The organism is Streptomyces sp. NPDC057438 (assembly GCF_042802995.1).
Taxonomy (GTDB): Bacteria; Actinomycetota; Actinomycetes; order Streptomycetales; family Streptomycetaceae; genus Streptomyces.
The window spans coordinates 75,258-96,994 of sequence record NZ_JBHVDD010000007.1 but is presented as its reverse complement, the minus strand read 5'-3'; the positions used below and the strand labels follow the sequence as shown (position 1 = coordinate 96,994).

Sequence of the window (21,737 nt, the reverse complement as noted above, 5' to 3'; positions counted from 1 at the left end):
AGCGCATGAGCATCTGTGCCGACGCGTTGACCACGGCGCTTCTCCCTTGAGGAGTACCCCAGATCTCCTCGCGGCGCATGCGGCCCCGGAACGGCGGCGAACGGACGGACGTGAAGTCCGGCATGAGGAGGCGGAAGCAATGGCGGTTCCCCTGGTGGTCGGCATCGACGGGTCCGAGGCGAGCCTTGAGGCGGTGGACTGGGCTGCGGACGAGGCAGCCCGGCACGAGGTGCCGCTCCGTCTCCTGCACGCGGCCGCAGCGGGCCATGACGCGTCTGACCTGGTCGCCACAGCCTCGGAGCGAGCCGGCAAGAGTGCTCCTGGGGTACGACTGTCGAGTGAGGTGCTGTCCGAGGACGCGGCGTCCGCGCTGGTCGGCGCAGGACGCAACGCCCTCGCTCTGGTACTCGGGTCCAGAGGGCTCGGAGGTCTCGCCGGGATGCTCCTCGGCTCGGTCAGCCTGGCTGTGGCGGCCCGTGCCGACTGCCCGGTCGTCGTCGTGCGCGGCGGTGTGGAGCACCGGCACGGCCGGTTCGGGTGCGTCGTTGTCGGAGTCGAGGACGGGGAGGGCAGCGGTACGGCCGTGGACTTCGCGTCCCGCGAGGCCCAGGTGCGGCGCTGTCGGCTCCTGGCGGTGCACGCCTGGAGTGTCCCGGTAGGGAACCCTGGGCCTCCGGGACTGTCCGGCTACGCTCTCCAAGCCCTCGGTCGCCCGCCTGCCCAGGTGCTCGCCGACGCCTTGCGTGGCCCGGAACAGCGGTATCCGGACGTGCCGGTGAGCAGCGAGGTGGTCGAGGGCCCGGCACGGCGGGCGCTCCTGAATGCCGCGTCCGCTGCCGATCTGCTCGTCGTCGGAGCCCGCAGACGACATGGGCACGTCGGTCTGCAGCTGGGCCTGGTCAACCATGCGGTGCTGCATCACGCGCCGTGTCCGATCGCGGTCGTTCCGCAGATATGACCAGGTAGGGCCCGGACGGGGCTCAGTGTTACTTCGGTCGAGAGGCCGGTGAGAACTGTGCCCGACCACGTCGTGACCAGCGCCGACGCAGGCCCTTTCCCACCCTGGTGGCGGGGCCGCACTGCCTGACCTTCATTGCGCGCCCCCCCTCAGACGGAGTGGCGGACTCGCCGGTGAGTTGGGGCTCGACGTCCACGACGCCCTCCACCGCGCGCACGAGGCGCACGGCGACCGAGATGAGTGAGGTGTCGCGGATGTGTCCGCGGAGGGTGACGACTCCCTCGTGCACGTTCACGTGGATGGCGTGGCTGAAGGCCGGGAAGAGGTAGGACACCACGGTGCGGCGGACTTCCTCCTCGATGTCCTCGTCCGGCCGAAGGAAGATCTTCAGCAGGTCGGCACGGCTGACGATGCCCTGGAGCATGCCGATGTCGTCGACCACGGGCAGACGCTTGACGTGCCGGACGGCCATGATCCGGGCAGCCTGGGCCAGGGTGACCCCGGGGTGGACGGTGACAGCGGGGGTGCTCATGAGTTCTTCCGCCGTTGCTGCCCCCGCCTTGGCGACGTCGGACAGACGCCGGCGTTCCTCCAAGAGGCTCGGGTCGCTGTCATGGAACTCCTCCTTGGGCAGCAGATCGGCCTCGGAGACGACACCGATGACGCGACCTTCGCCCTCAAGGACGGGCACGGCACTGACTTTCCACTGCTCCATGGTCCGCACGATCTCTTTGAAGGGCGCGTCGCGTCCGACAGCCACGACCGTCTGAGTCATCACATCGCTCACGATGTGCGGGGTCTGCGGCACTTCGAAGCACCTCGTCTCGCCTCGTCAGGGAACCTCGCCCGCACCGTGGGGCGCGTACAGGTCGAGCAGCCGTACCCGGGCGGACCTGAGCCGGCGCGCGAGCACGCCGGAGACGTATGTACACAGTTCGTGATCCAGCCCCGGGTCCTTCGCGCACATCTCACGAACCGCCGCCGCGTCGAACTCGTAGGCGCGCACGGGGCTGTCGGCCTCGGCCCCCAGATGCCAGTGATGGGGAGGGACCAGCCAGGACCAGCCCAGCAGTCTTCCGGCAGCGAGGGTTTCGACAACCGCTGCCCCCCTGCCGGGCACTTGAAGGTCGAGAGCGACCGTGCCCGTGTGGATGATCCAGAAGCGGTCGGCCTTGCCGCCCTCGTTGAAGATGCGCTCGCCTGCCGCGAACGACACCTCATGAGCGAGCGACATGAGCTGTTCGCGGTGCTCCTTGGTCAGGGCGCCGAAAACGCCGGTCCTCGCAACCACGATGACCGTCCCTTCTCCGCGACCTCAAAGTGGAGACGGGCTCCTATCCGGTCACGGACGTCTCATCACGCGGCCGATGCGAAAGCCGTGGCGGGGTGTGGGACCCCCAGCGGTGTCTTACTCCCGGCCGCATGACTCCACCATCGCCGCAAACCGGCGTGGCGCAACCCGGGCGGAGGCACTCCGAGAGCCGAAGCGCGTGTCGCGGGGGGTTCAGGCCGGTGCGACGGTATTCACAGGGGACTCTCACCGTGGCTGGGCGGAAGGGCGGTGGGACGATGGAGCGCCCGCTGGTCGTGAGGGTCGACGGATCGGATTCCAGCCTGGAGGCCGTGGATGAGGCGGCGCGCCACGGACTGGCGGTGCGGCTTGTCCACGGCTCGCGGTGGGAGCGGTGCGAGCGACGCCTTCCCGCCTTCGGCACCGACGGCCCGTCCGGAGTGATCATGGCGGAGCGCGTCGCCGCGTCGGGCGCGGAACATGCGCGGCTGCGACACCCGGAGCTGAAGGTCTCCGGCGAGGCGTGGCTCGAGGACGCTGCGACCAGCACCTGGGGCGGGGACCTTGGGTGGCCGGATGCTCAAGTCCAGAGAGGCATTGAGGAGGCCCGCGATGACGGACGACGCACGCAGTCGACCCATGGTTCACGCCCTGCTCGCGGACGGCACGACTGTGTCCATCCGGGCCGTGACGCCGCGAGATCACGAACAGCTACAGAGGTTGTACGAGGAGATGTCCCCGGAGAACCTCCGGCTGCGTTTCTTCGCGGCGAGCCGGCGCTCCGCCGCGATGGCGGCCGACCGGGCCTGTGCACCGCCGCGCCCCGGATACCGGGCGCTGCTGGCCGAGACGCAAGGTCGGGTGATCGGCCTGGCCGAGTACGAGACCGGAGAGGACAGGGCGTCGGCCGAGATCTCCCTCGCCGTGGCTGAGGGACTGCACCACCGGGGCATCGGTACCCTCCTTGTCGAACATCTGGTCTCGGCTGCCCGCGCGGACGGAATCAGCACGTTCACCGCTGACGCGCTCAGCGAGAATCACGAAGTGCTCCGGCTCTTCGCCGATCTGGGACTGCGTACTGCCCGTCACTTCGAGGGCCCGGAGGTGCGCTGCACCGTCGAACTCGCGGAGGATGAGGCGTACCTGTCGACGGTGGAGACACGTGGCCGGGCTGCGGATGTGGCCAGCTTGATACCCCTGTTACGGCCGGACGCGATCGCGGTGGTCGGTGCCGGGCGCAGGCCCGGGTCGGTGGGACGGACTCTCCTGCACCATCTGCGTGCGGGCGGCTTCACAAGACGGCTGTTCGCCGTGAACCCGAAGGTCACGTCCATTCTCGGTGTGCCGTGCCATCCCTCGGTGAGCGCGCTGCCCAAGGTCCCCGATCTCGTGGTCCTCGCGGTGCCCGCAGCGGCGCTCCCCGCCACTGCGGAGGAGTGCGGCAGAGCAGGAGTGCGGGCACTCGTCGTCGTCTCCGCCGGACTCGACAAAGACCAGGCTCAGGCGCTGCTGACGGCGTGCCGGACGTACGGCATGCGGCTGGTGGGCCCCAACTGCCTCGGCATCTCCAACACCGACCCCGAACTCTCTCTCGACGCCACCTTCGCGGCCGCTCATCCGAGCCCCGGCACGGCAGGCGTCGCCGTGCAGTCCGGAGGGGTGGGCATCGCCCTGCTCGAGGGGCTGTCCCGCCTGGGGATCGGTGTCTCTTCCTTCGTTTCGCTCGGTGACAAGTACGACGTCAGCGGCAATGACATGCTCCAGTGGTGGGAGAGCGACGGCCGTACCGACCTCGCCCTGCTGCACCTGGAGTCGTTCGGCAACCCGCGGGCGTTCTCCCGCACTGCCCGGCGCGTGACCCGCCGGATGCCGGTGCTGACCGTCGATGCCGGCCGCACCGACGCGGGCCGGCGTGCCGCCGCCTCCCACACCGCGGCCGCCGCCACGCGGACCATGACGCGCCAGGCCCTGTTCACCCAGGCCGGCATCACTGCCACTCGGTCGGTGGGCGAACTCCTCGAAACGGCGGCTCTCATGCACTCCCAGCCACTCCCGGCAGGAGGCCGAGTCGCGATCGTCACCAATGCGGGCGGCGCGGGCGTCCTGGCCGCCGACGCCTGCGCCGAGGCGGGGCTCGATCTGCCGCCGCTCACCCCCGAGACGATGGACGCCTTGCTTGCCGTGTTGCCCGACGGAGCCGCCGTCGGCAACCCCTTGGACGCCACCGCCGCTGTTACGGAGGAGCAGCTCAGGGAGTGCGTGGACCGGATCAGGCGGCATCCGGGCGTCGATGCCGTACTCCTGGCCCTTGTTCCCACCGCGGTCGCCGAGGCGACCGGTGACGACCTGATCCGGGCTCTCACCGACGTTCCCGGGCCCCAGGCACGGCCGGTCGTCGCGGTACGGCTCGAACAGGACCTGCCCGTCAGGCTGCTGCCCGCCACGGACGGCGGAACCATCCCCTCGTACGCCGAACCCGGGGCGGCGGCAAGAGCGGTGGCGCACGCGGCCCGCCGTTCGGCGTGGCTGAGCCGCCCCGCGGGGACGATCCCGGCACTGGTCCAGGTCGATTCGGAGCGCGGGCACGCGGTCGCCGAGACGTACCTGGCGGCGCACGCGGACGGTGGCTGGCTCGACCCGCGCACCTGCGCCGAACTGCTCGCTCGCTACGGCATCCCGCAACTGCCCTGGGCCTGGGCCGAGACAGAGGACGACGCAGTTCTGGCAGCCGAGCGGCTGCGCGGTGCCGATGGCCGGGTGGTCCTGAAGGCACATTGGCCGGGCCTGCTCCACAAGAGTGAACAGCGCGCCGTTCATCTCGATCTGCAGGGCGACGCCCAAGTGCGTGCCGCCTTCCGGGACTTCGAGACCCGGTTCGCCGGGCTCATGACCGGAGTGGTGGTCCAGCCGCTCGCCGCGCGCGGCACCGAACTGTTCGCGGGCGTCGTGCAGGACCAAGTCTTCGGTCCGCTCGTCCTCTTCGGGCTCGGCGGCACCGCGACCGAGGTCCTTGCTGACCATGCCGCACGGCTCGCGCCGCTGACCGACCACGATGTGCACGACCTGATCACGGCACCGCGCTGCGCTCCGCTGTTGTTCGGCACGCACGGCGGCCGACCCGTCGACCTCGAAGGGCTCGAACAGCTGCTTCTGCGCCTGTCGCGGATGGCGAGCGACCTGCCACAGCTCGTCGAAGCCGACTTCAACCCCGTCCTGGCGACACCCGGCGAGGTCACCGTGGTCGACGCACGTGTACGCCTGCTGCCGCGTCGGGCCCAGGACCCTTATCTGCGTCGACTGCGCTGAGGAGGAAGGCACATGAAGCGGTGGTCGACATGAGGGCTGGCCTGCGAAGGCGGTGAGAGGAGGCGGACCATCATGCTGAGCAAGGTGCTGGTGGCGTACGGGACGACGAACGGGTCGACCGCGCAGATCGCGGAGGCCATTGCCGATGTCCTGCGTAAGGAGGGAGCGACGGTCGAGGCGATGCCCGCCCGGTCCGTGACGAATGTGGGATCGTACGACGCGGTGGTGGTCGGCGGCGGCCTGTACGCGGGACGATGGCACAAGGACGCGCGCCGCTTCGTCCGGCGGCACGCCCGCGAGCTCTCCCGGCGTCCGCTGTGGTTCTTCAGCAGCGGTCCGCTCGACGCTTCGGCCTCGGAACGCGACATCCCACCTGTTCCCGGCGTTCGCCGCGCCATGATCCGGCTCGACGTCCAGGAACACGTCACGTTCGGCGGTTGCCTCGAAGAGGGAGCGAAGGGATTCATCGCCCGGAAGATCGTCTCCTCCGGGAAGGGCGGGGACTTCCGCGACTTCGATCAGATCGAGGCGTGGGCAGCACGCATCGGCAGCGAACTGGTGAAGGAGTCGCCCAGGACCTGAATCGGACAGCTGGCACCCGTCGCCGGCCTCCAGTCCCTCGCCTGGTGACGAGGGCGTGGAGGGAAGGATACGAACCCGGTGCCGAGCGCCTTGGCCCTGGTCACTGTCTGGACTCGTGGATAGCGTCCACGAGTCTCTAGCGTCCGGCGCCGAAGGGCGGCGGTTCGGAGAAGGCGCGGGCGCTGTTCGGACATCGGGGTGCTCAGCCCGTGCACGATCGGGAGTGCGGCCACTGGCGCGGCGCTTACGCCCGATCTTCCGGAGTGGCCGCCTCCGAGCCGCCCAGGTCCAGGCGGAACGGTGGGTATTCGTCCGTCATCAGAGCGGCGTACGCGGTGACTCGCAGGACCCACCGGTTGAGGCCGATGATCAGGTCGAAGAGATCTTTCGGGTACTTCTCGGTGAAGGTCAGGATCACGGCCGCGATGACCGTCAGCAGGGCGATCAGGCCACCGGACCACCAGCCGAGGTGGGCGCCGCCGAGGAAGAAGCCGATGACCATGTAGTGCGGGATGGCCAGCAGCCACCACTTCACCAGCACCAGGCCGCGGGAGAGCCGCTCGGGGTAGGCGATGTCCAGCCGTGCGGGGTAGTCCGGTGCTTCGCCGAGGCTGAACGGGGGGTACCGGTCGGTGCCCAGGGCGTCGTACGCGTAGTAGGAGACCCGCCAACTCCAGCGCAGTACGCCCAGGTTGAAGTCGAACAGGGCGCGGGGGTAGCGCTCGGTGAACAGGATGGCGAAGAACGCGATCACGGTCACCACGGTGAAAGCGATCCAGAGGAAGAACAGCACCACGTAGTGCGGAATGGCCAGGAGCCACTTCACGAGCCACAGCCATCGGGACAGTGGCGAGTCGATGTGCGCGTTCACCTGGACCGGGCGATCGTGGAATCCCACCGGCGTCGTCATGGTGATCAGCTCCCTCTCCCCGGCGTGTGCCACGCCGGCGGGCTCATATGACCAGCCTGGCTGCTTCCGCCCTACCCCGCGAGGGCAGGCGGGTCCATTGCGGTGACCTGTCGGCATACGCAGCCGCCGGCTCGGGGTGCGCCTGCGCGGAGACGCGGAGACGGGGCGACGGTGTCGAACAGGCCGCACCGGGCTCACCCGGGTGGTCGGTCCGCAGCAGCCGCGCCCGTATCCGCATCATGTGGCCTTACGCCCCCACTGAGGTCCGGCCTGGTCCCACTCACGGCCCCATTGTTCGAACGCCCCTGGTCGAACCGTCACTGCGCGAGGCGTCCGGTGGCGTATGTCAGGCCACTGAAGGTGAGCGCGGCCCCGGTGCCGAAGAGGGCCGCTTCGAAGGCCGCCGCGCCCGCGGTCAGCGGCTCCGTGGTGAGCTGCCCGCGGCTGTTCAGCCAGATCACGACCTTCGATCCGGCCTGATGCTCGGAGTCGACCAGGGTCCGGCCTGTACGAGTGGAACCGTCCGACGCCATCCATCGGACTTGTGCCCGGACCCGCTCGGATGCCGCACCTTTCGCCGTCGGTACCGCTTCGGCCGTACCTTCCACGAGGACGGCTGGAACCGAGTGGCGCTCGCGCCGCAGTTGCGCGAAGGACTCATCGGCCGCGTGGGCCGCCCCCTCACGTCCAGCCTTGGGCGGTTCAGCCCCGCTGCGCAAGCGGTAGCCGGGGCCGCCATAACCGAGCGCGACGAAGCTGCCGTACTGCATGGTGCGGTGGGTCGCTCGGTCCGAAGGGCCCCGTCCGCTCAGGCGATGTGGACCCGTCTGCCCCTGCGGACGGAGGCCGTCAGGGGCAGGCTGGAAAGACGAGGTCACTCCGTTCGAAGGCGGCCGCCGTGGCGTCCCGCCATCAACGACGCCGGTGGTTCCCAGGGGCAGTGGATGTCCGCGCGTGCGGGCCCCGGTCGCTGTTGTGCCCCGCGACCAGCACCCGGAAGGTGCAGGAAGGGATCGTCATGAAAGCACTCGTGTTCCACGGCTCCGGCGAGTCCGCCTGGGAGGAGACCGAGGATCCCGGCCTCCAGGAGGCCACCGACGCGATCGTCCGGGTCGACGCCGTGACCATCTGCGGGACCGACCTGCACATTCTCAAGGGCGATGTGCCGGAGGTACGCCCCGGCACGGTGCTCGGGCACGAAGCCGTCGGTGAGATCGTCGAGGTGGGCAGCGACGTGCGCAGTGTCCGCCCCGGAGACCGCGTCCTGGTCTCGTGCATCACGGCGTGCGGCCGCTGCCGTTTCTGCCGGGAGGGGGCATACGGACAGTGCCGCGGCGGCGGAGGCTGGATCCTCGGCCATCTGATCAACGGCACCCAGGCCGAGTACGTCCGCGTGCCGCACGCTGATCTGTCCGTGTACCCGCTTCCCGGTGCGGTGGACAGCAAGGACGCCGTCCTGCTGGCCGACATCTTCCCCACCGCCTACGAGGTGGGTGTGCAGAACGGACGTGTACGGCCAGGAGACACCGTCGCCGTGGTCGGAGCGGGACCCATCGGGCTCGCCGCGATTGCCACCGCCCGGCTGTACACGCCCGAGAAGATCATTGCCGTGGACCTCGCGCGGTCCCGGCTGGAGGCCGCGCAGCGCCTGGGTGCCGATGCCGTGGCCGCCGCGGGCGAAGAAGCCGAGCAGCTGGTCGCCGACCTCACCGAAGGACTCGGAGCCGACGTGGTCATCGAAGCGGTCGGGGTGCCGGAAAGTTTCGAGACGTGCACGCGCATGGTGCGGCCCGGCGGGCATGTGGCCAACATCGGCGTGCACGGCAAGCCCGCGACACTGCACCTCGAAGACCTGTGGATCAAGAACGTGACGATCACCACCGGCCTGGTCGACACGCACTCCACTCCCATGTTGCTGCGCATGCTGGCCGCCGGCCGTCTGACTGCGGCGTCCATGGTCACCCATACTTTCCCGCAGGATCGTATGGAAGAGGCGTACGACGTCTTCTCACGGGCCGGCGACACCGGTGCGCTCAAGGTCGTCCTCGGCGGGGAGCAGCACGATGCCCTGACGATCCGGGCGTCATGACAGGAGGAAGTGAGGGCCGGCCGTGCGCTGCGGCGGCACTGCATTCTGCGGCTGCGCGACGGCCTTGCGGGGGCCGGTCTGGCGGCGGAACAGAGCGAGCACGAGGGCGCGGTCCGGCGGCGGTGGGCCGCCGGGCACGTGCACGGCGATAGCCGCCGACATCCTCCGCACAGCCCCTCCTGCGTTTTGGGGAGCTGGACGAGGCCACCCGCGTGATCGCCGAGCGTCCTACTCCACGGGCACAGAGTTCGTCCTGGACGGCGGCGCGACCACCGGCACTGCGGCTGTTCTGCCGTCCGTCAGTCGACGACAACGCCGGGCACGCCCGACCCGGCTGCGTGGGGCGGCGGGCGAGCCCGTCCGAGGAAAGAATGGCGGGACAGGCTGCATGCAGGACCTTCGGCCTGCGGACGCAGGCTTGCCGGCCCTGGCTCTCGTGCGGCTGCGATGACAGCGTGAACGGCGCGCCCGTCCAAGCGTCACCGGACGGGGCATGGCCGAGGGCATTACAGCGATGTCGAGCCCACTCGTTGCAGGGCGTTCCCCACGACGGCATGAGGTGGCAGGAGGAGCCATGAAGAACACCGCTGTACGCAACGAGGTGTTGGTCGGCATCGACCCGCGCGAGCAGTCCGTTCCGGCGCTCGCCTGGGCGGTCGACGAGGCTGTCCGCAGGCGGTTGTCCCTCCGGCTGGTGATGGCGGTACCGCCCCTGCCCGGCGGGCAGCACATCGACACACCCTGGCGTCGCACAATGCTCAGGGCCCAGGGCGAAGACGCGCTTTCTGAGGCGGTCGCCACGGTGCGGGCACTGCACGCGAAAGTACCTCTGACGACGGAACTGCTCGACGGCATGCCGTCGGCGGTGCTCTGCCAGAAGGCGGCGCAGGCCCAGATGATCGTCGTCGGTTCCCGTCGGCTCACTCGACCGGAGGAGCTCTTCAGCGCGGGCTCGGTGGCCGTGCCGGTCAGTGCCCAGGCGGACTGCCCGGTTGTTGTGGTCAGGGAGCCGGAGCACGCGGGTGAGCGGCATCCCCATCTCGTCGTGGGTGTCGACGGGAGCGAATCCTCCAGGGCCGCCGTGGAGTTCGCTGTAGAAGAGGCAGCGCTGCACGGCGCTGCCCTGCGGGCCGTGTGGGTGTGGCGGCGGCCCGTCGTGTCCTTCGGCGACGAAGCGGCGGGGCTTGAGGAACGGCGCCGGATCCTGTCCGAGACCGTGGCGGGATGGGCGGACAAGTATCCGGATGTGCAGATCACCCATGAAGTCCTGCGCGGCCACCCGGTGGAGCAACTGGCACTCGCTTCGGTCAGCGCCTTGGTGGTCGTCGTCGGCAGGCAGGGGCGCGGGGGGTACTCCGGCATGAGGCTGGGGTCGGTGGTTCATGGCCTGCTGCACCGAGCGGAGTGCCCGGTGATCACCGTGCCCGAGTCCCGGCACGGCTGAGCCGGAACTCGGACCGTCGAGTGAACCGGAACTGGACGGGAGAAGCCGTGTCACCTCACCGGACCGACACCGCTCCGGCGTCGGACGCGGGTGACACCGGGCTCAGCCATGAGGAGGCGGCGCGTCGCCTGACTCGGTACGGCCCCAACGAAGTGACCGCCGAACGCGCCGTTCCCCTGTACGCACGTGTGGCGGCGCAGCTCCGCGATCCGCTGATCATGGTGCTGCTCGCGGCCATCGCCCTGACCCTGGCGATCGGCGACCACGCCGACTCCGTTGTGATCGCCCTCGTCATCGTGGCGAATACGACCGTGGGCGTGGTGCAGGAGATCAGAGCAGATCAGGCGGTCGCCGCGCTGTCGGCGCTGTCGGCACCGAGCGCGCGTGTGCTCCGGGACGGCGCCGCGACGGAGGTGCCATCCTCGGCGGTGGTGCCGGGTGACGTCCTGTTGCTCGGCGAGGGCGACATCGTGCCTGCCGACGCTCGGCTCACGGATGCGTCGTCGCTTTTGATCGACGAGTCCATGCTGACCGGCGAGTCCGTGCCCGTCGACAAGGCTGTGCCGTCCCGCGGGCCGGACTCCTCCGGGCAACAGGAACGGGATGCCACTGAGCCCCAGCAGGACACCGGGGCATTGCGCGCCGGCACGATCGTGGTCCGGGGCAGAGGTGTGGCACTGGCGACGGCCACCGGGAAGGCCAGCGCGCTGGGAAGAATCGCCGAACTGCTGGACACGCGTCCCCAGACCACACCGCTGCAACACCGGCTGGCCGCACTGGGGCGGGTCCTCGCACTGGTCACGCTCGCCCTGTGTCTGCTGGTCTTCGCCCTGGGGCTCGTCCGTGGCACCGCCCCGGGGACGATGGCCGTGACGGCCATCAGTCTGGCTGTGGCCGCCGTACCCGAGTCGCTGCCCGCCGTGGTCACCCTGGCTCTGGCCCTCGGCGCACGGCGCATGGCCGTCCGGCACGCGCTGGTGCGCCGCTTGCCGGCCGTGGAGACTCTGGGGTCGGTGAGCGTGCTGGCGACCGACAAGACCGGCACGCTCACCGAAGGCCGCATGGTGGTCGAGCGTGTGTGGACGCCTCAGGGTGAGGCGGACCTCACCGGCTCCGGATACGAACCGGTCGGTGAGGTACGAGTCGACGGGCAACCGGCCGGCGGCCGCGAGCTCGCGGCTGTACGGGAACTGCTCACCGCTGCCGCCCTGTGCAACGACGCCGAGCTGCGGCCGCCGCATGGTGCGGAGAGCGGCTGGGCGGCACTCGGGGACCCCATGGAGGCTGCGCTCCTCACGGCCGCGGTCAAAGCCGGCTGCGAGGACCGCCGCACACTGCACCGGAGGTACCCGAGGACGGGCGAGGAGCCCTTCGACAGCCTCCGCAAAAGGATGACCACGCTGCATCGCACCCCGGACAGCGCCGTGCTCGTGTGCCTGAAAGGTGCCCCGGAATCAGTACTCGACCACGCCGTGCTGGAAGAGCCGGAACTGTTGGTCGACGTCGCCCGGCGGAACGCCGCACAGCTGGCCGCCCAGGGTTTCCGCGTCCTCGCCGTGGCGTCAGGTCTGCGAGACGGCACGCCCGGCCGGGCACGGGACGCCGAGACGGGCCTACGGCTCCTGGGCCTTGCAGCGCTCAGCGACCCGCCCAAGGAAGCCGCTGCCAGGACCCTCGCCGACTGCAGAGCCGCCGGCATCACCGCCGTACTGATCACGGGTGACCACCCCGCGACCGCGGAGGCGATCGCCGACCGGGTGGGGCTGCTCGATTTCGGTACGGCGCACGGCCGGGTGGTCACCGGCCAGGCAATGGCAGCCGGGGACGTGCCGGATCCCACGGAGGTACGGATCTTCGCGCGCACGGACCCCAAGCAGAAACTCGACATCGTCGAGGCGTGGCGGGCTCACGGACATGTCACGGCGATGACGGGCGACGGCGTCAACGACGGCCCGGCGCTGCGGCACGCGGACATCGGCGTCGCGATGGGCCGCCGGGGGACCGAAGTGGCGCGGCAGGCCGCCGATCTCGTCCTGACGGACGACGAGCTGTCGACCGTGGTGGCCGCGGTCGAAGAGGGCCGACGCGTCTACGACAACATCCGCCGCTTCCTGCTGTACGCGCTGGCCGGCGGCACAGCCGAGATCCTGGTGATGCTGCTCGGACCTCTGCTCGGCCTGTCTCTTCCCCTGCGCGCCGGACAGATCCTGTGGATCAACCTGCTGACGCACGGCCTGACCGGGGTCGCCATGGGCGCCGAGCCCGTGTCACCGGGAGCCATGCGCAGACCGCCGCGTCCCCCTGGCCAGCATGTGCTGGGCGACGGACTGTGGCAGCGGATGCTGTTCCTCGCGGCGGTGGTGACCGCGGGGTCCCTCACGGCGGGGCTCGCCGCACGCGCCATGGACCTGCCCTGGCAGAGCGTGCTGTTCTTGTCCCTGCTCGCGGCACAGCTCGGAGTCGTGCTCGGCCTGCGGGACCGCCTACTGACCCGGGAGAACCTGTTCCTGCCGGCGGCGGTCGCCGCCTCGGCCGGGCTCGCGGCCGCTGCCCTGTATGTGCCCTTCCTCCGCGCGGTGCTCAGTACGGTCGCGCTCGACTGGACAGAGATCGCCCTGGCGGTCGCAGCAGGTGGACTCGGCTATCTTGCCGCGCGTGTAGGCGGGCGCGGTCAAGGGCGGTGGTCGTCGACGTGAGGACGACGTGCGGTGAGGCGCTGCGAGCCAGCGGTGAGGGATCGACGTCGATAGGATCCTTGAGGTCACAGGTCAGGGGGCCGGACTCGCTCGGGACGGTTGGGGCGCCGACGGAGTCGTGGCCGGTGGGCGCTGGGACCGGACGTTCCTGCCGACCATTCCACCCTGCTCCAGCGGAAAGCGGTGGGCGGTGGTGGCGTCGCGGGCGAGGCACGTGATCTCGTTTCCACCGAACGGGTGTTGGTGTCTGCCTTGGAGGGCGTGCCCCGCCGCCCTTGGAGTGAGATGAGGTGCAAGCTGCCGGCATGCCCGATGACGAGGCGCACCTCACCCCTCCGGAGTCACTGCTGCAGGTGATCGACAACCTCTCGAAGTTCCATCGAGAGCATGAGGAGTACTACTCGCAAGCGCCTTTGCGGCAGGCGGGAGAGCTCCAGGCGCGGGCTCGGGCGCTGAAGTCACTGGCCGACAGGTGGACCGTGGTCGAGGCCGGTGGGCAGACGTCGCCGATTGCGTTCGCCGGCACGGATGACCTGAATGCGCCAGGGCTCGTAGCGGAGTCGGGAATCCTCTTCATGGAAGGGGAGGGCGAGCCTGCCGAACTCCAGAGGCTGAAGAGTGAAGTCGCCCTGCTCGCCGATGAGACCCAGCAGGGCGGTGACTGGCTGGCCCAGGCGATGGAGAACGCTTGGAGCATGGCGGGAAACTTGGCTGCCTATCCGGCCCTTGCCGACCTGCTGGGAGAGCGCCACCGGATCATCGCCAATGACTGGCAGTCGGCGGGTTTGCAGGCTCTGATCGCGCGACTGCTGCGCCGGGCCCTGGACCTGCTGGCCCAGGTCGACTTCTCGCCGACAGCACTTCGGGCCGACCTGCGAGGCGAGCGGACGGCTCCTGCCTACCTCTATTCGGCTTCCGAGCTGCTCGACAGGGCTGCCGACCTGATGGCGGAATCAGCAATTCTTGTGCATGAGAACGAGAGGCGCTGGCGCGTGTTCCGTGCCCGAGTTCGTGAGCTGCAATCCGAGTAGGCCGTGGCGACCGCGGTAATCCCATTCCCCAGTTTGGGACCGCGACTGTCCCGCAAGCTGAGCCGAAGCGCGACAGTTGGCGCATAGGCAGGCGGTTTGGCCACAGCACGCCGGCCGGGTCCGGACGCGCTTCATCGGCCTGCGACGTCGGCGTCCTTGTCGTCGGCCAGCATGATGGAGGCTGTGATGCGCTTGCCGACGGGCTCGCGGTGGATCTGAAAGGTCAGGGCTGCGGCCATGATGATCTCCAGACCGTGCTGTCCCACTCGGGCGGGGTCAGGAGGCAGGATTGTCGGTGGATCCGGGTTGCTGTCCCAGACGGCTACGTCCACGGAGCCGTCACGGACTTCAGCCACCGAATGGCAGGATCCTGCCGGTCGATGTTCCGTTGAAGTCGGGGTCGCGAGCACGCGTCGCTTACCAGCAGTCGCTGCTCTGCTGTCCCGTCAGCAGAGCAGCGATCTGGACTCATGGAGAATCGTGCACCAGCTTGTTCAGCGAGCGGTGGCGAGAATGAGGGCAAAGCCCGCGTTGGTGTCTGCCCAGAGCTGTTTCGTACGGAGACCCGCTTCAGTCATTTCTTCCTGGAGTCCGCCCTGGGTGAACTTCGCGCTCCGCTCGGTGACCCATTCCTCTCCGCGCGTGAAGTGTACTGCCAGATCAAGGCCTCGAATCTTGACGAGCTGCTCGACTCGGCTGCGCAGCCTCATTTCGATGTGACTTTCCGTGTCGTTCCACACCGATACGTGGTCGAAGGTATCCGGATCGAAGTCGGCGTTCAGTTCGCGGTTCAAGACGTGCAACAGATTCATGTCGAACGCAGCCGTGACGCCTTGAGCGTCATCGTAGGCGGCAGTCATTTCCTGCTCGGTCTTGACCAGGTCGGCGCCGATCAGCAGGAAGTCCTCGGGACGCATGATGTCTCGGAGCCCGCGGAGGAACGGGCCACGGGCGGGTCGCCGGAAATTCCCCAGCGTGCTGCCGAGGAAGGCGATGAGGCGTGCTCCGTCCTCGGGCAGCGTCGGCAGGACGAGGGGAGTCGTGAAGTCGGCGCGGAGGGCGTGCAGACGTATCCCCGGGTATTCCCGGACGAGTTGGGCGCTGGCCTGATGGAGGGCGTCCGCGCTGACGTCGACAGGGACGTAGTGCAGGCCGACCGGATCCAGTGCCTCGATGATCAGCTTGGACTTCGTTGAGCTCCCGGACCCGAGCTCGACGAGGCTGCGGGCTCCGGTCCGCACGGCGATGTCCTGGGCATGGAGTTGGAGCAATCCCAGTTCGGCTCGCCACAGCGGGTATTCCGGGAGCTGGGTGATCTCCTCGAAGAGTTCGCTGCCCCGGGCGTCGTAGAACCACGTGGGCGCCGTGGACTTCGGGGTGCGGGTCAGCCCGTCGCTGATGTCGGCGCGCAGTGCCTTGGCGTAGTGCTCGGCCTCGAGAGTGTCGGTGTAGCCATAGGCCCGGTTATCGGTCATGCGTGCCTCTCTTCGGTCGACGCCACATCGGCGGAGTGCCGGGATCGCAGTTTCCTTGTCGAGCGCGCAACGCCGGCAGCAGCGGGCACCCTCCCCATCACCGGGCCGCTGGGCGCCCGGGATGACCGACGGGACCGGAGCGCAGGCCGAGTCCTTCCGTTACCGATCCGGGTTCTCTGCCTGGGCCTGGGCACACAGGTGGGCGTTGCAGTGCGGACAACGGACAGGATGAACGCCCCACATAGCTCGGATGTCACCCCGGCCCCGTCGTCGTACGCGGCGACCAGCACCGCCTCGTCCTTGACCAGGTCCGTGCCCAGCAGCAGCGCGTCACCGGGCGCCAGCAGGGCCCGCACGGCGCCCAGGAAGGCGGCGCGCTCCCCGGGCACCAGATTGCCGATCGTGCCGCCCAGGAACACCACCAGCCGCGGCCCCGGGGTCTCGGGCAGCACGAGCCCGGCGGTGAAGTCGGCGATCAGGGCGTGCACGTTCAGCCCCGGCCGCTCGGCGACCAGTGCCTCGCCCGCCAGCCGCAGCGCGCTCTCGCTGACGTCGACCGGCACGTATGTGTGCAGGCCCGGCATCGCGTCCAGCAGGTGCCGGGTCTTGTCCGACGAGCCGGACCCCAGCTCGACCAGGGTGCGCGCGCCGCTCGCCGCGGCGATCTCCGCCGCCCGGCCGACCAGGATCTCGCGCTCGGCACGGGTCGGGTAGTACTCGGGCAACTCGGTGATCCGCTCGCACAGTTCGCTGCCGCGCGCGTCGTAGAACCACTTGGGCGGCAGTGTCTTCGGGGTGCGGGTCAGACCGTCCAGGACGTCGGCGCGCAGCGCCGCGTCCGTGGCGTCCTCCGGCAGGGTGCGGGTGAGAAGGAACGGGCTCACGCAGGGGGCTCCTTCGGATGTGCGGGTGACGGGTCGTGGTCGTGCGGGCCGGTGGCTTCCTCCGGCTCCTTGAGCGGGGTGAGCAGGACGTCCGTGCGGCTCGCCGCGAGCAGCGTGCGGTCCGGCACCTCCACCCAGTGCGGATCGTCGTCGTACGGCTCGGAGGCCACGACCGTGCCGAGGCCGGGCTCGGTGAGGTACCAGAGCGTGTCTCCCCAGGCCGTCGCGGCGATCGTCTCGCCGTCGGTCAGCAGCAGGTTGAGCCGCGACCCGGGGGCCGCCCGGGCGACCTCAAGGACCGTGTCGGCCAGGGCCTGGCCCTCCGTGTCGCCGGCCCGCAGCCGGTTCAGGACCAGGGCCCACACGAGCGCCGAGTCGTTGCGGGCCTCCATCGACAGCACCTCGACGGCGGGCAGCGAGGCCACGAGCGGCGCCAGGGACCGGGGCCACCCGGCGACCGCCCCGTTGTGGCTGAACAGCCACGGCCCGGACGAGAACGGTGCCGCAGCGGCCTCGTCGTCCGCGCCGGCCACCGTCGCGTCCCGTACGGCGGCCAGCAGTGCCCCGGTGCGGACCACCCGGGCGAGGTCCGCGAAGGACTGGTCGCCCCAGATCGGCCCGGCCCGCCGGTAGCGCCCCGGCACCGGGTCGCCCTCCGCGTACCAGCCGACCCCGAACCCGTCGGCGTTGACCGTCCCGTACCGCTGCCGCCGGGGTGCCCACGACTGCCGGAACAGACTGTGCGGCGGGTCCACCAGGACCCTGCCGAGCGGCAGGTCGGTGATGCCGAGACAGGCGATGTGCCGGCACATCAGACGGCCTCCGGGGAAGCGTCACGGGCCGTGCGGAATCCGCTGAAGATCTGCCGCCGGATCGGATAGTCCCAGTTGCGGAACGTCCCCCGGCACGCCACCTGGTCCACGGCGAACGAACCGCCGCGCAGCACCTTGTGCTCGGAGCCGAAGAACACCTCCGAGTACTCCTTGTACGGGAACGCCGTGAACCCCGGGTAGGGCAGGAAGTCGCTCGACGTCCACTCCCACACGTCACCGATCAACTGGCGTACGCCCAGCGGCGATTCCCCCGCCGGATAGCTGCCGGCCGGGGCCGGGCGCAGATGGCGCTGTCCGAGGTTGGCGTGTTCGGGCGCCGGGTCGGCGTCGCCCCACGGGTAGCGGGTCGAGCGGCCGGTGACCGGGTCGTGCCGGGCGGCCTTCTCCCACTCGACCTCGGTGGGCAGCCGGCGGCCCGCCCAGCGGGCGTACGCGTCCGCCTCGTACCAGCACACGTGCAGCACCGGCTCCTCGGCCGGCACGACCTCGGTGACGCCGAAGCGCCGCCGCAGCCATTGCCGGCCGTCGCGCCGCCAGAACAGGGGTGCGTGGATGCCGTGCGCGCGGATGTGGTCCCAGCCGTCGGCGGTCCACCAGCGCGCGTCGTCGTAGCCGCCGTCCGCGATGAACGCCTGGTACGCGCCGTTCGTCACCGGCGTGGTGTCGATGTGGAACGGCGGGACGATCCGCCGGTGCGCGGGCCGCTCGTTGTCCAGCGCCCACGGCTCGGTCGAGGTGCCCATGGTGAACTCACCGCCGGGCACCAGCACTTCGGACGGCCCGGTGAACAGCGGGGCGGGCTCGGGATCCGGCGCCGACAGCACGGCGGGCCCCTGCCGCAGCTGATGGGTGATCAGCATCGTCTCGTCGTGCTGCTGTTCGTGCTGAGCGATCATGCCGAAGGCGAAGCCTGCGTCGGTGAGCCGGGTGCCGTGGAAGTCGGCGCGCTCCAGCACGTCCAGCGCCCGTCCGCGCACCTCGCGCAGATACTGCCGGGCCTCCTCGGGCGGGAGCAGCGGCAGCGAGGGCCGTGCGGCACGCGGATGCTCGAAGGCGTCGTACAGGCCGTCGATCTCGGGCCGCATCGCCTCACGCCCGGCGACGTTGCGCAGCAGCCACAGCTCCTCCTGGTTGCCGATGTGGGCGAGGTCCCAGACCAGCGGGGACATCAACGGCGAGTGCTGCGCGGTGAGATCGGGTTCGTCGACGGCGGTGGTCAGGAGCGCGGTGCGGGCCCGGGCCGTGGTCAGGGCGGCCAGCGCGCGCTCCCGGAGTATCTCGGGGTCGGCGCCGACCGTGGGGGCCGGCGTCCGGGGTGCGGTCATGCGGGGATGTCCTTCCCGTGGAACAGGTCGAGCAGATCGTCGGCGGGGCAGCGGCCCCGGGCCACATAGCGGTCGGTGTACGCCGCGACCGCGTCCTGCACCTCGGCGCCCGCGCCGAGCCGGGGCAGGGCCTCGGCCGCCGCGGCGAAGCAGACGGCCGCCGCCTCGCGCAGGTCCGGATCGGCCAGACCGTCACGGGTGGCCGCCTCCCAGAGCGGATTGCGCGGTGGCGGTTGCGAACCCGCCCGCTCCGCGAGCGGCTTGACGGTCCGGTACGCGGTCTCGGCGGCCTCCGGGTCCTCGAAGAGGGCCGTGGTCACGGCGAGCGGCACGATCCACCCGTCCTCGCCGGGCTGGGCGTCGATCATGCGCAGCTCCAGATGGCCGCGCGGGCGCACCGGCGGGAACAGGGTCGTCAGGTGGTAGTCGAGGTCGGCGCGGCTAGGCGGGGTGTCCGATCTGGTCCACTCCCGGAACGTCATCGCCCCGGGGACGCCCCAGGGGCCCTCGTCGGCTCGTACGCACATCACCGGCGCGTCCAGCACCAGCCGGGCCCAGGCCTCGCGGGGATCGCCGTCGAGGGCCGGCGCGGTCGTCCGGCCCGGGTCCATCGCCGCCCACAGCGCCTGCCGGGTCGAACGCCGGCCGGTCACCCTGCCCCGCGCCAGCGGGGAGTGCGCGAACGACGCGACCAGGACGGCACCGAGCTGGTGCGCCAGCCACCAGCGCCGCCGGTGGCCGAGGGGGCCGGGCTCCTCGTACCCGGCGTCGAGGCACACCTGCACCGACGCGGTGGAGCACATCATGGCCAGCCCCTCGGGCCCGAAGCGCTGGAGGTAGATCTCCATCGCGTCGTACCGGGGCTCGTGGAGGTAGCGGGTCGGGGGGTTCCAGGGTTCGTGGCCGTAGCCGCTGATGCCGAGGTCCGCCTCGCGCAGGGTGGCGCGTACGGCGGCGAGGTCGGCCGAGACGGACCCGACGCACTCCGTCAGGGAGGCGGCCGGTGCCGAGCTGAGCTCCAGCTGGCCACCGGGCTCGACGGTCAGCGGGGAGTTCAGGGGCAGGGTCCGCAGTGCGGCGTAGGCCGCTTCGAGTCGTGCGGGTGTTGCCGGAAGCCGCGGGTCACGCAGCTCGTGGACGTGCCATTCCAGTTCGACACCCAGGGTCCGGGGTGGACCGGTCTTGAAGCAGATGCCCCGAACCAGGGCTTCCACCTCCGCCTCGGTGACCGGGGAGCGTCGCTCCGTACAGTCACTCAGCGCATCTGACATGTCGGGATCCTCCTGATATGCCAATCTCGTCGGCCGGGCTCCCGGTCCGCACCCGATGAGGTGGGACCGGTGGCGCTCGTCCCACCCAAACCCGCACGCCGCGTTCGCACAAGGGGACACATCGTGGCAATGCGGATCGGCGATCCCCGTTCACGGGATCTTCCGGCACGCCTTCCCTTTCCGTGCCGGACCATTCACACGAGGAAACTCCGTTGCGGTCACTCAACAGCATCGCCCAGGATGCGCCCATGAGCACGACGGGGGAGGACGCGGCGCCTGCGCCGCACACGGGGACGGCGCCATGAGCGCCCGTCTGCGAGGAATCGCGCGCGAGACCGAGGAGATCGTCGCGGCCGGGCGCTATCGCGCGCCCTCCGGCCACGAGGTCCCCCTCGCGGACGCGGTGGCCGCCGCACGGGCCGGTACCCGCCTGTACGGCCCGGACCCGGTGCGGACACCTCCGGTCCGCCCGGTGCCCTCGACCGTCGAGGTCACCGGCGAGAGCAGCCTGGAAGCCGCCCGCCGACTGCGGGCGGTCGACGCCGGCCCGGTCGCGGTCCACAACTTCTCCTCCGCCCGTAATCCCGGCGGCGGCTATCTGAACGGCGCCCAGGCCCAGGAGGAGGCCCTCTGCCGGGCCTCCGCGCTCTACACCTGCGTCCGGGAGGCTCCCGCCTTCTACGCCCACCACCGCGCCCACCGGGACCCGTTCTACACGGACCGCGTCATCCACTCACCCGCCGTCCCCGTCTTCCGGGACGACCGCGGCGCACTCCTCGACACCCCGTACACGGCCGGTTTCCTGACGTCCGCGGCCCCGAACGCCTCCGTCGTCCTGCGGACGGCCCCGGAGCGCGCCGCCGAGCTGCCCCGGGCCCTGGCCGCCCGGGCGGAACGCGTCCTGGAGACGGCGGTGGCGCACGGCTACCGCCGGCTGGTCCTGGGCGCCTGGGGCTGCGGGGTGTTCGGCAACGATCCCGTGCAGGTGGCGGCGGCGTTCCGGGCCCTGCTCATGGACGGTGGCAGGTTCGAGGGTGCGTTCGCGCACGTCGTGTTCGGGGTGCTGGACCGCACCAGGGGAGCGGCGGTCCGCGGCGCGTTCGAACGGGAGCTCGGCTCCGGCGCCTGAGAGGCGGCCTACCGCCAGCCGTACCGTTCCCGCAACCGCAGCACCACGGAGTTGAACCGCATCCGGTCCAGCGCGCAGGCCTCGCGCCGCATCCCTGCCTCGTGCAGCCGCAGCACCCGGTCCACGTCCACCCAGGAATCCCGCCCCGACCGGTCCCACGGCCCGCTCCCGATCGGCACCCACTCCCGGTCGCCGTCGTGCCGCTTGCTCGACAACTGCACGGCGAGCAGGGTCCCCCCGGCCTCCCGGGCCACGACGAGCACCGGCCGGTCCTTGCCCCGCCCGTCGTTCTCCTCGAACGGCACCCAGGTCCAGACGATCTCGCCGGGATCCGGATCCCCGTCATGCGCGGGCGCGTACTCGGTGCGCACCCGTCCGACATCGCGGGGATCGGCCTCGGTGGTGGCGGTGGGCCCGTAGCGCCCCGGCACGTCCTGCTCGGCGAAGGAAGTCACAGCGCACACGCTAACCCGCGCCCCAGCAGGAGCGCGGGTCAGCCGGCCGACGGGCCGC

General features: G+C 70.5%; 17 protein-coding genes and 2 pseudogenes. 8 read left to right on the top strand and 11 right to left on the bottom strand.

The window, feature by feature from the left end:
* The first annotated feature begins 139 nt into the window (after positions 1–139).
* Positions 140–958 carry a universal stress protein gene (locus ACFU5F_RS06875; RefSeq protein ID WP_383882985.1) on the top strand — a complete coding sequence of 273 codons (819 nt, stop codon included), beginning with the start codon at positions 140–142 and terminating at the stop codon, positions 956–958.
* Between the two features lie 160 nt (positions 959–1,118).
* On the opposite strand, the pseudogene ACFU5F_RS06870 reads toward ACFU5F_RS06875, so the two are convergent.
* Positions 1,119–1,766 (bottom strand): annotated as a pseudogene (locus tag ACFU5F_RS06870) (CBS domain-containing protein); the annotation flags it as partial.
* Between the two features lie 24 nt (positions 1,767–1,790).
* Positions 1,791–2,192: a Crp/Fnr family transcriptional regulator gene (locus ACFU5F_RS06865; protein WP_383883132.1), complete on the bottom strand. Its 402-nt coding sequence runs from the start codon at positions 2,190–2,192 to the stop codon at positions 1,791–1,793.
* Between the two features lie 669 nt (positions 2,193–2,861).
* Here ACFU5F_RS06865 and ACFU5F_RS06860 point away from each other — a divergent pair.
* Together ACFU5F_RS06860 and ACFU5F_RS06855 are read left to right on the top strand one after the other, a co-directional pair.
* Complete coding sequence (locus ACFU5F_RS06860; protein WP_383882982.1) at positions 2,862–5,555, top strand: GNAT family N-acetyltransferase; 2,694 nt, start codon at positions 2,862–2,864, stop codon at positions 5,553–5,555.
* Between the two features lie 72 nt (positions 5,556–5,627).
* Entirely contained in the window at positions 5,628–6,137 is a 510-nt protein-coding gene (locus ACFU5F_RS06855; protein ID WP_383882979.1) for a flavodoxin domain-containing protein, read from the top strand.
* A 244-nt stretch (positions 6,138–6,381) separates the two neighbouring features.
* Here the strand turns inward: ACFU5F_RS06855 and ACFU5F_RS06850 are convergent, their stop codons facing one another.
* Complete coding sequence (locus ACFU5F_RS06850) at positions 6,382–7,047, bottom strand: DUF4389 domain-containing protein (RefSeq protein ID WP_383882976.1); 666 nt, start codon at positions 7,045–7,047, stop codon at positions 6,382–6,384.
* A 317-nt stretch (positions 7,048–7,364) separates the two neighbouring features.
* A complete protein-coding gene (locus ACFU5F_RS06845) occupies positions 7,365–7,817 on the bottom strand; it encodes a hypothetical protein (RefSeq protein ID WP_383882973.1) in 453 nt (150 codons plus the stop codon).
* 248 nt (positions 7,818–8,065) lie between these two features.
* On the opposite strand from ACFU5F_RS06845, the gene ACFU5F_RS06840 reads away from it, so the two are divergent.
* The 4 genes from ACFU5F_RS06840 to ACFU5F_RS06825 all read left to right on the top strand — a co-directional run bounded on the left by ACFU5F_RS06840 (position 8,066) and on the right by ACFU5F_RS06825 (position 14,307).
* Positions 8,066–9,136: a zinc-dependent alcohol dehydrogenase family protein gene (locus ACFU5F_RS06840; protein WP_383882971.1), complete on the top strand. Its 1,071-nt coding sequence runs from the start codon at positions 8,066–8,068 to the stop codon at positions 9,134–9,136.
* 574 nt (positions 9,137–9,710) lie between these two features.
* Positions 9,711–10,580, top strand: a complete 870-nt coding sequence (locus ACFU5F_RS06835; RefSeq protein ID WP_383882968.1) for a universal stress protein — start codon at positions 9,711–9,713, stop codon at positions 10,578–10,580.
* Between the two features lie 47 nt (positions 10,581–10,627).
* Positions 10,628–13,276 carry a cation-translocating P-type ATPase gene (locus ACFU5F_RS06830; RefSeq protein WP_383882965.1) on the top strand — a complete coding sequence of 883 codons (2,649 nt, stop codon included), beginning with the start codon at positions 10,628–10,630 and terminating at the stop codon, positions 13,274–13,276.
* Positions 13,277–13,581: 305 nt separating this feature from the next.
* Entirely contained in the window at positions 13,582–14,307 is a 726-nt protein-coding gene (locus tag ACFU5F_RS06825) for a hypothetical protein (RefSeq protein ID WP_383882962.1), read from the top strand.
* 131 nt (positions 14,308–14,438) lie between these two features.
* Here the strand turns inward: ACFU5F_RS06825 and ACFU5F_RS06820 are convergent, their stop codons facing one another.
* From ACFU5F_RS06820 to egtA, 6 genes and pseudogenes are all read right to left on the bottom strand, one after another.
* On the bottom strand, positions 14,439–14,663 hold the full coding sequence (locus tag ACFU5F_RS06820) for an ATP-binding protein (RefSeq protein ID WP_383882959.1): 225 nt from the start codon (positions 14,661–14,663) through the stop codon (positions 14,439–14,441).
* Between the two features lie 138 nt (positions 14,664–14,801).
* On the bottom strand, positions 14,802–15,782 hold the full coding sequence (gene egtD, locus ACFU5F_RS06815; protein WP_383882956.1) for an L-histidine N(alpha)-methyltransferase: 981 nt from the start codon (positions 15,780–15,782) through the stop codon (positions 14,802–14,804).
* Positions 15,783–16,030: 248 nt separating this feature from the next.
* Positions 16,031–16,666, bottom strand: a pseudogene (locus ACFU5F_RS06810) (L-histidine N(alpha)-methyltransferase); the annotation flags it as partial.
* On the bottom strand, positions 16,663–17,478 hold the full coding sequence (gene egtC, locus ACFU5F_RS06805) for an ergothioneine biosynthesis protein EgtC (RefSeq protein ID WP_383882953.1): 816 nt from the start codon (positions 17,476–17,478) through the stop codon (positions 16,663–16,665). The pseudogene ACFU5F_RS06810 and the gene egtC, both read right to left, overlap by 4 nt.
* On the bottom strand, positions 17,478–18,824 hold the full coding sequence (gene egtB, locus ACFU5F_RS06800) for an ergothioneine biosynthesis protein EgtB (RefSeq protein WP_383882950.1): 1,347 nt from the start codon (positions 18,822–18,824) through the stop codon (positions 17,478–17,480). Before egtB ends, egtC begins: the two co-directional genes overlap by 1 nt.
* Complete coding sequence (egtA, locus tag ACFU5F_RS06795; RefSeq protein ID WP_383882948.1) at positions 18,821–20,095, bottom strand: ergothioneine biosynthesis glutamate--cysteine ligase EgtA; 1,275 nt, start codon at positions 20,093–20,095, stop codon at positions 18,821–18,823. The genes egtB and egtA overlap by 4 nt, the downstream gene beginning before the upstream one ends.
* 301 nt (positions 20,096–20,396) lie before the next feature.
* Here egtA and ACFU5F_RS06790 point away from each other — a divergent pair, with 301 nt between their 5' ends.
* Complete coding sequence (locus ACFU5F_RS06790) at positions 20,397–21,224, top strand: TIGR02452 family protein (protein WP_383882946.1); 828 nt, start codon at positions 20,397–20,399, stop codon at positions 21,222–21,224.
* 8 nt (positions 21,225–21,232) lie between these two features.
* On the opposite strand, the gene ACFU5F_RS06785 is transcribed toward ACFU5F_RS06790, so the two are convergent.
* Positions 21,233–21,679 carry a type II toxin-antitoxin system PemK/MazF family toxin gene (locus ACFU5F_RS06785; RefSeq protein ID WP_383882944.1) on the bottom strand — a complete coding sequence of 149 codons (447 nt, stop codon included), beginning with the start codon at positions 21,677–21,679 and terminating at the stop codon, positions 21,233–21,235.
* Positions 21,680–21,737: the final 58 nt, after the last annotated feature.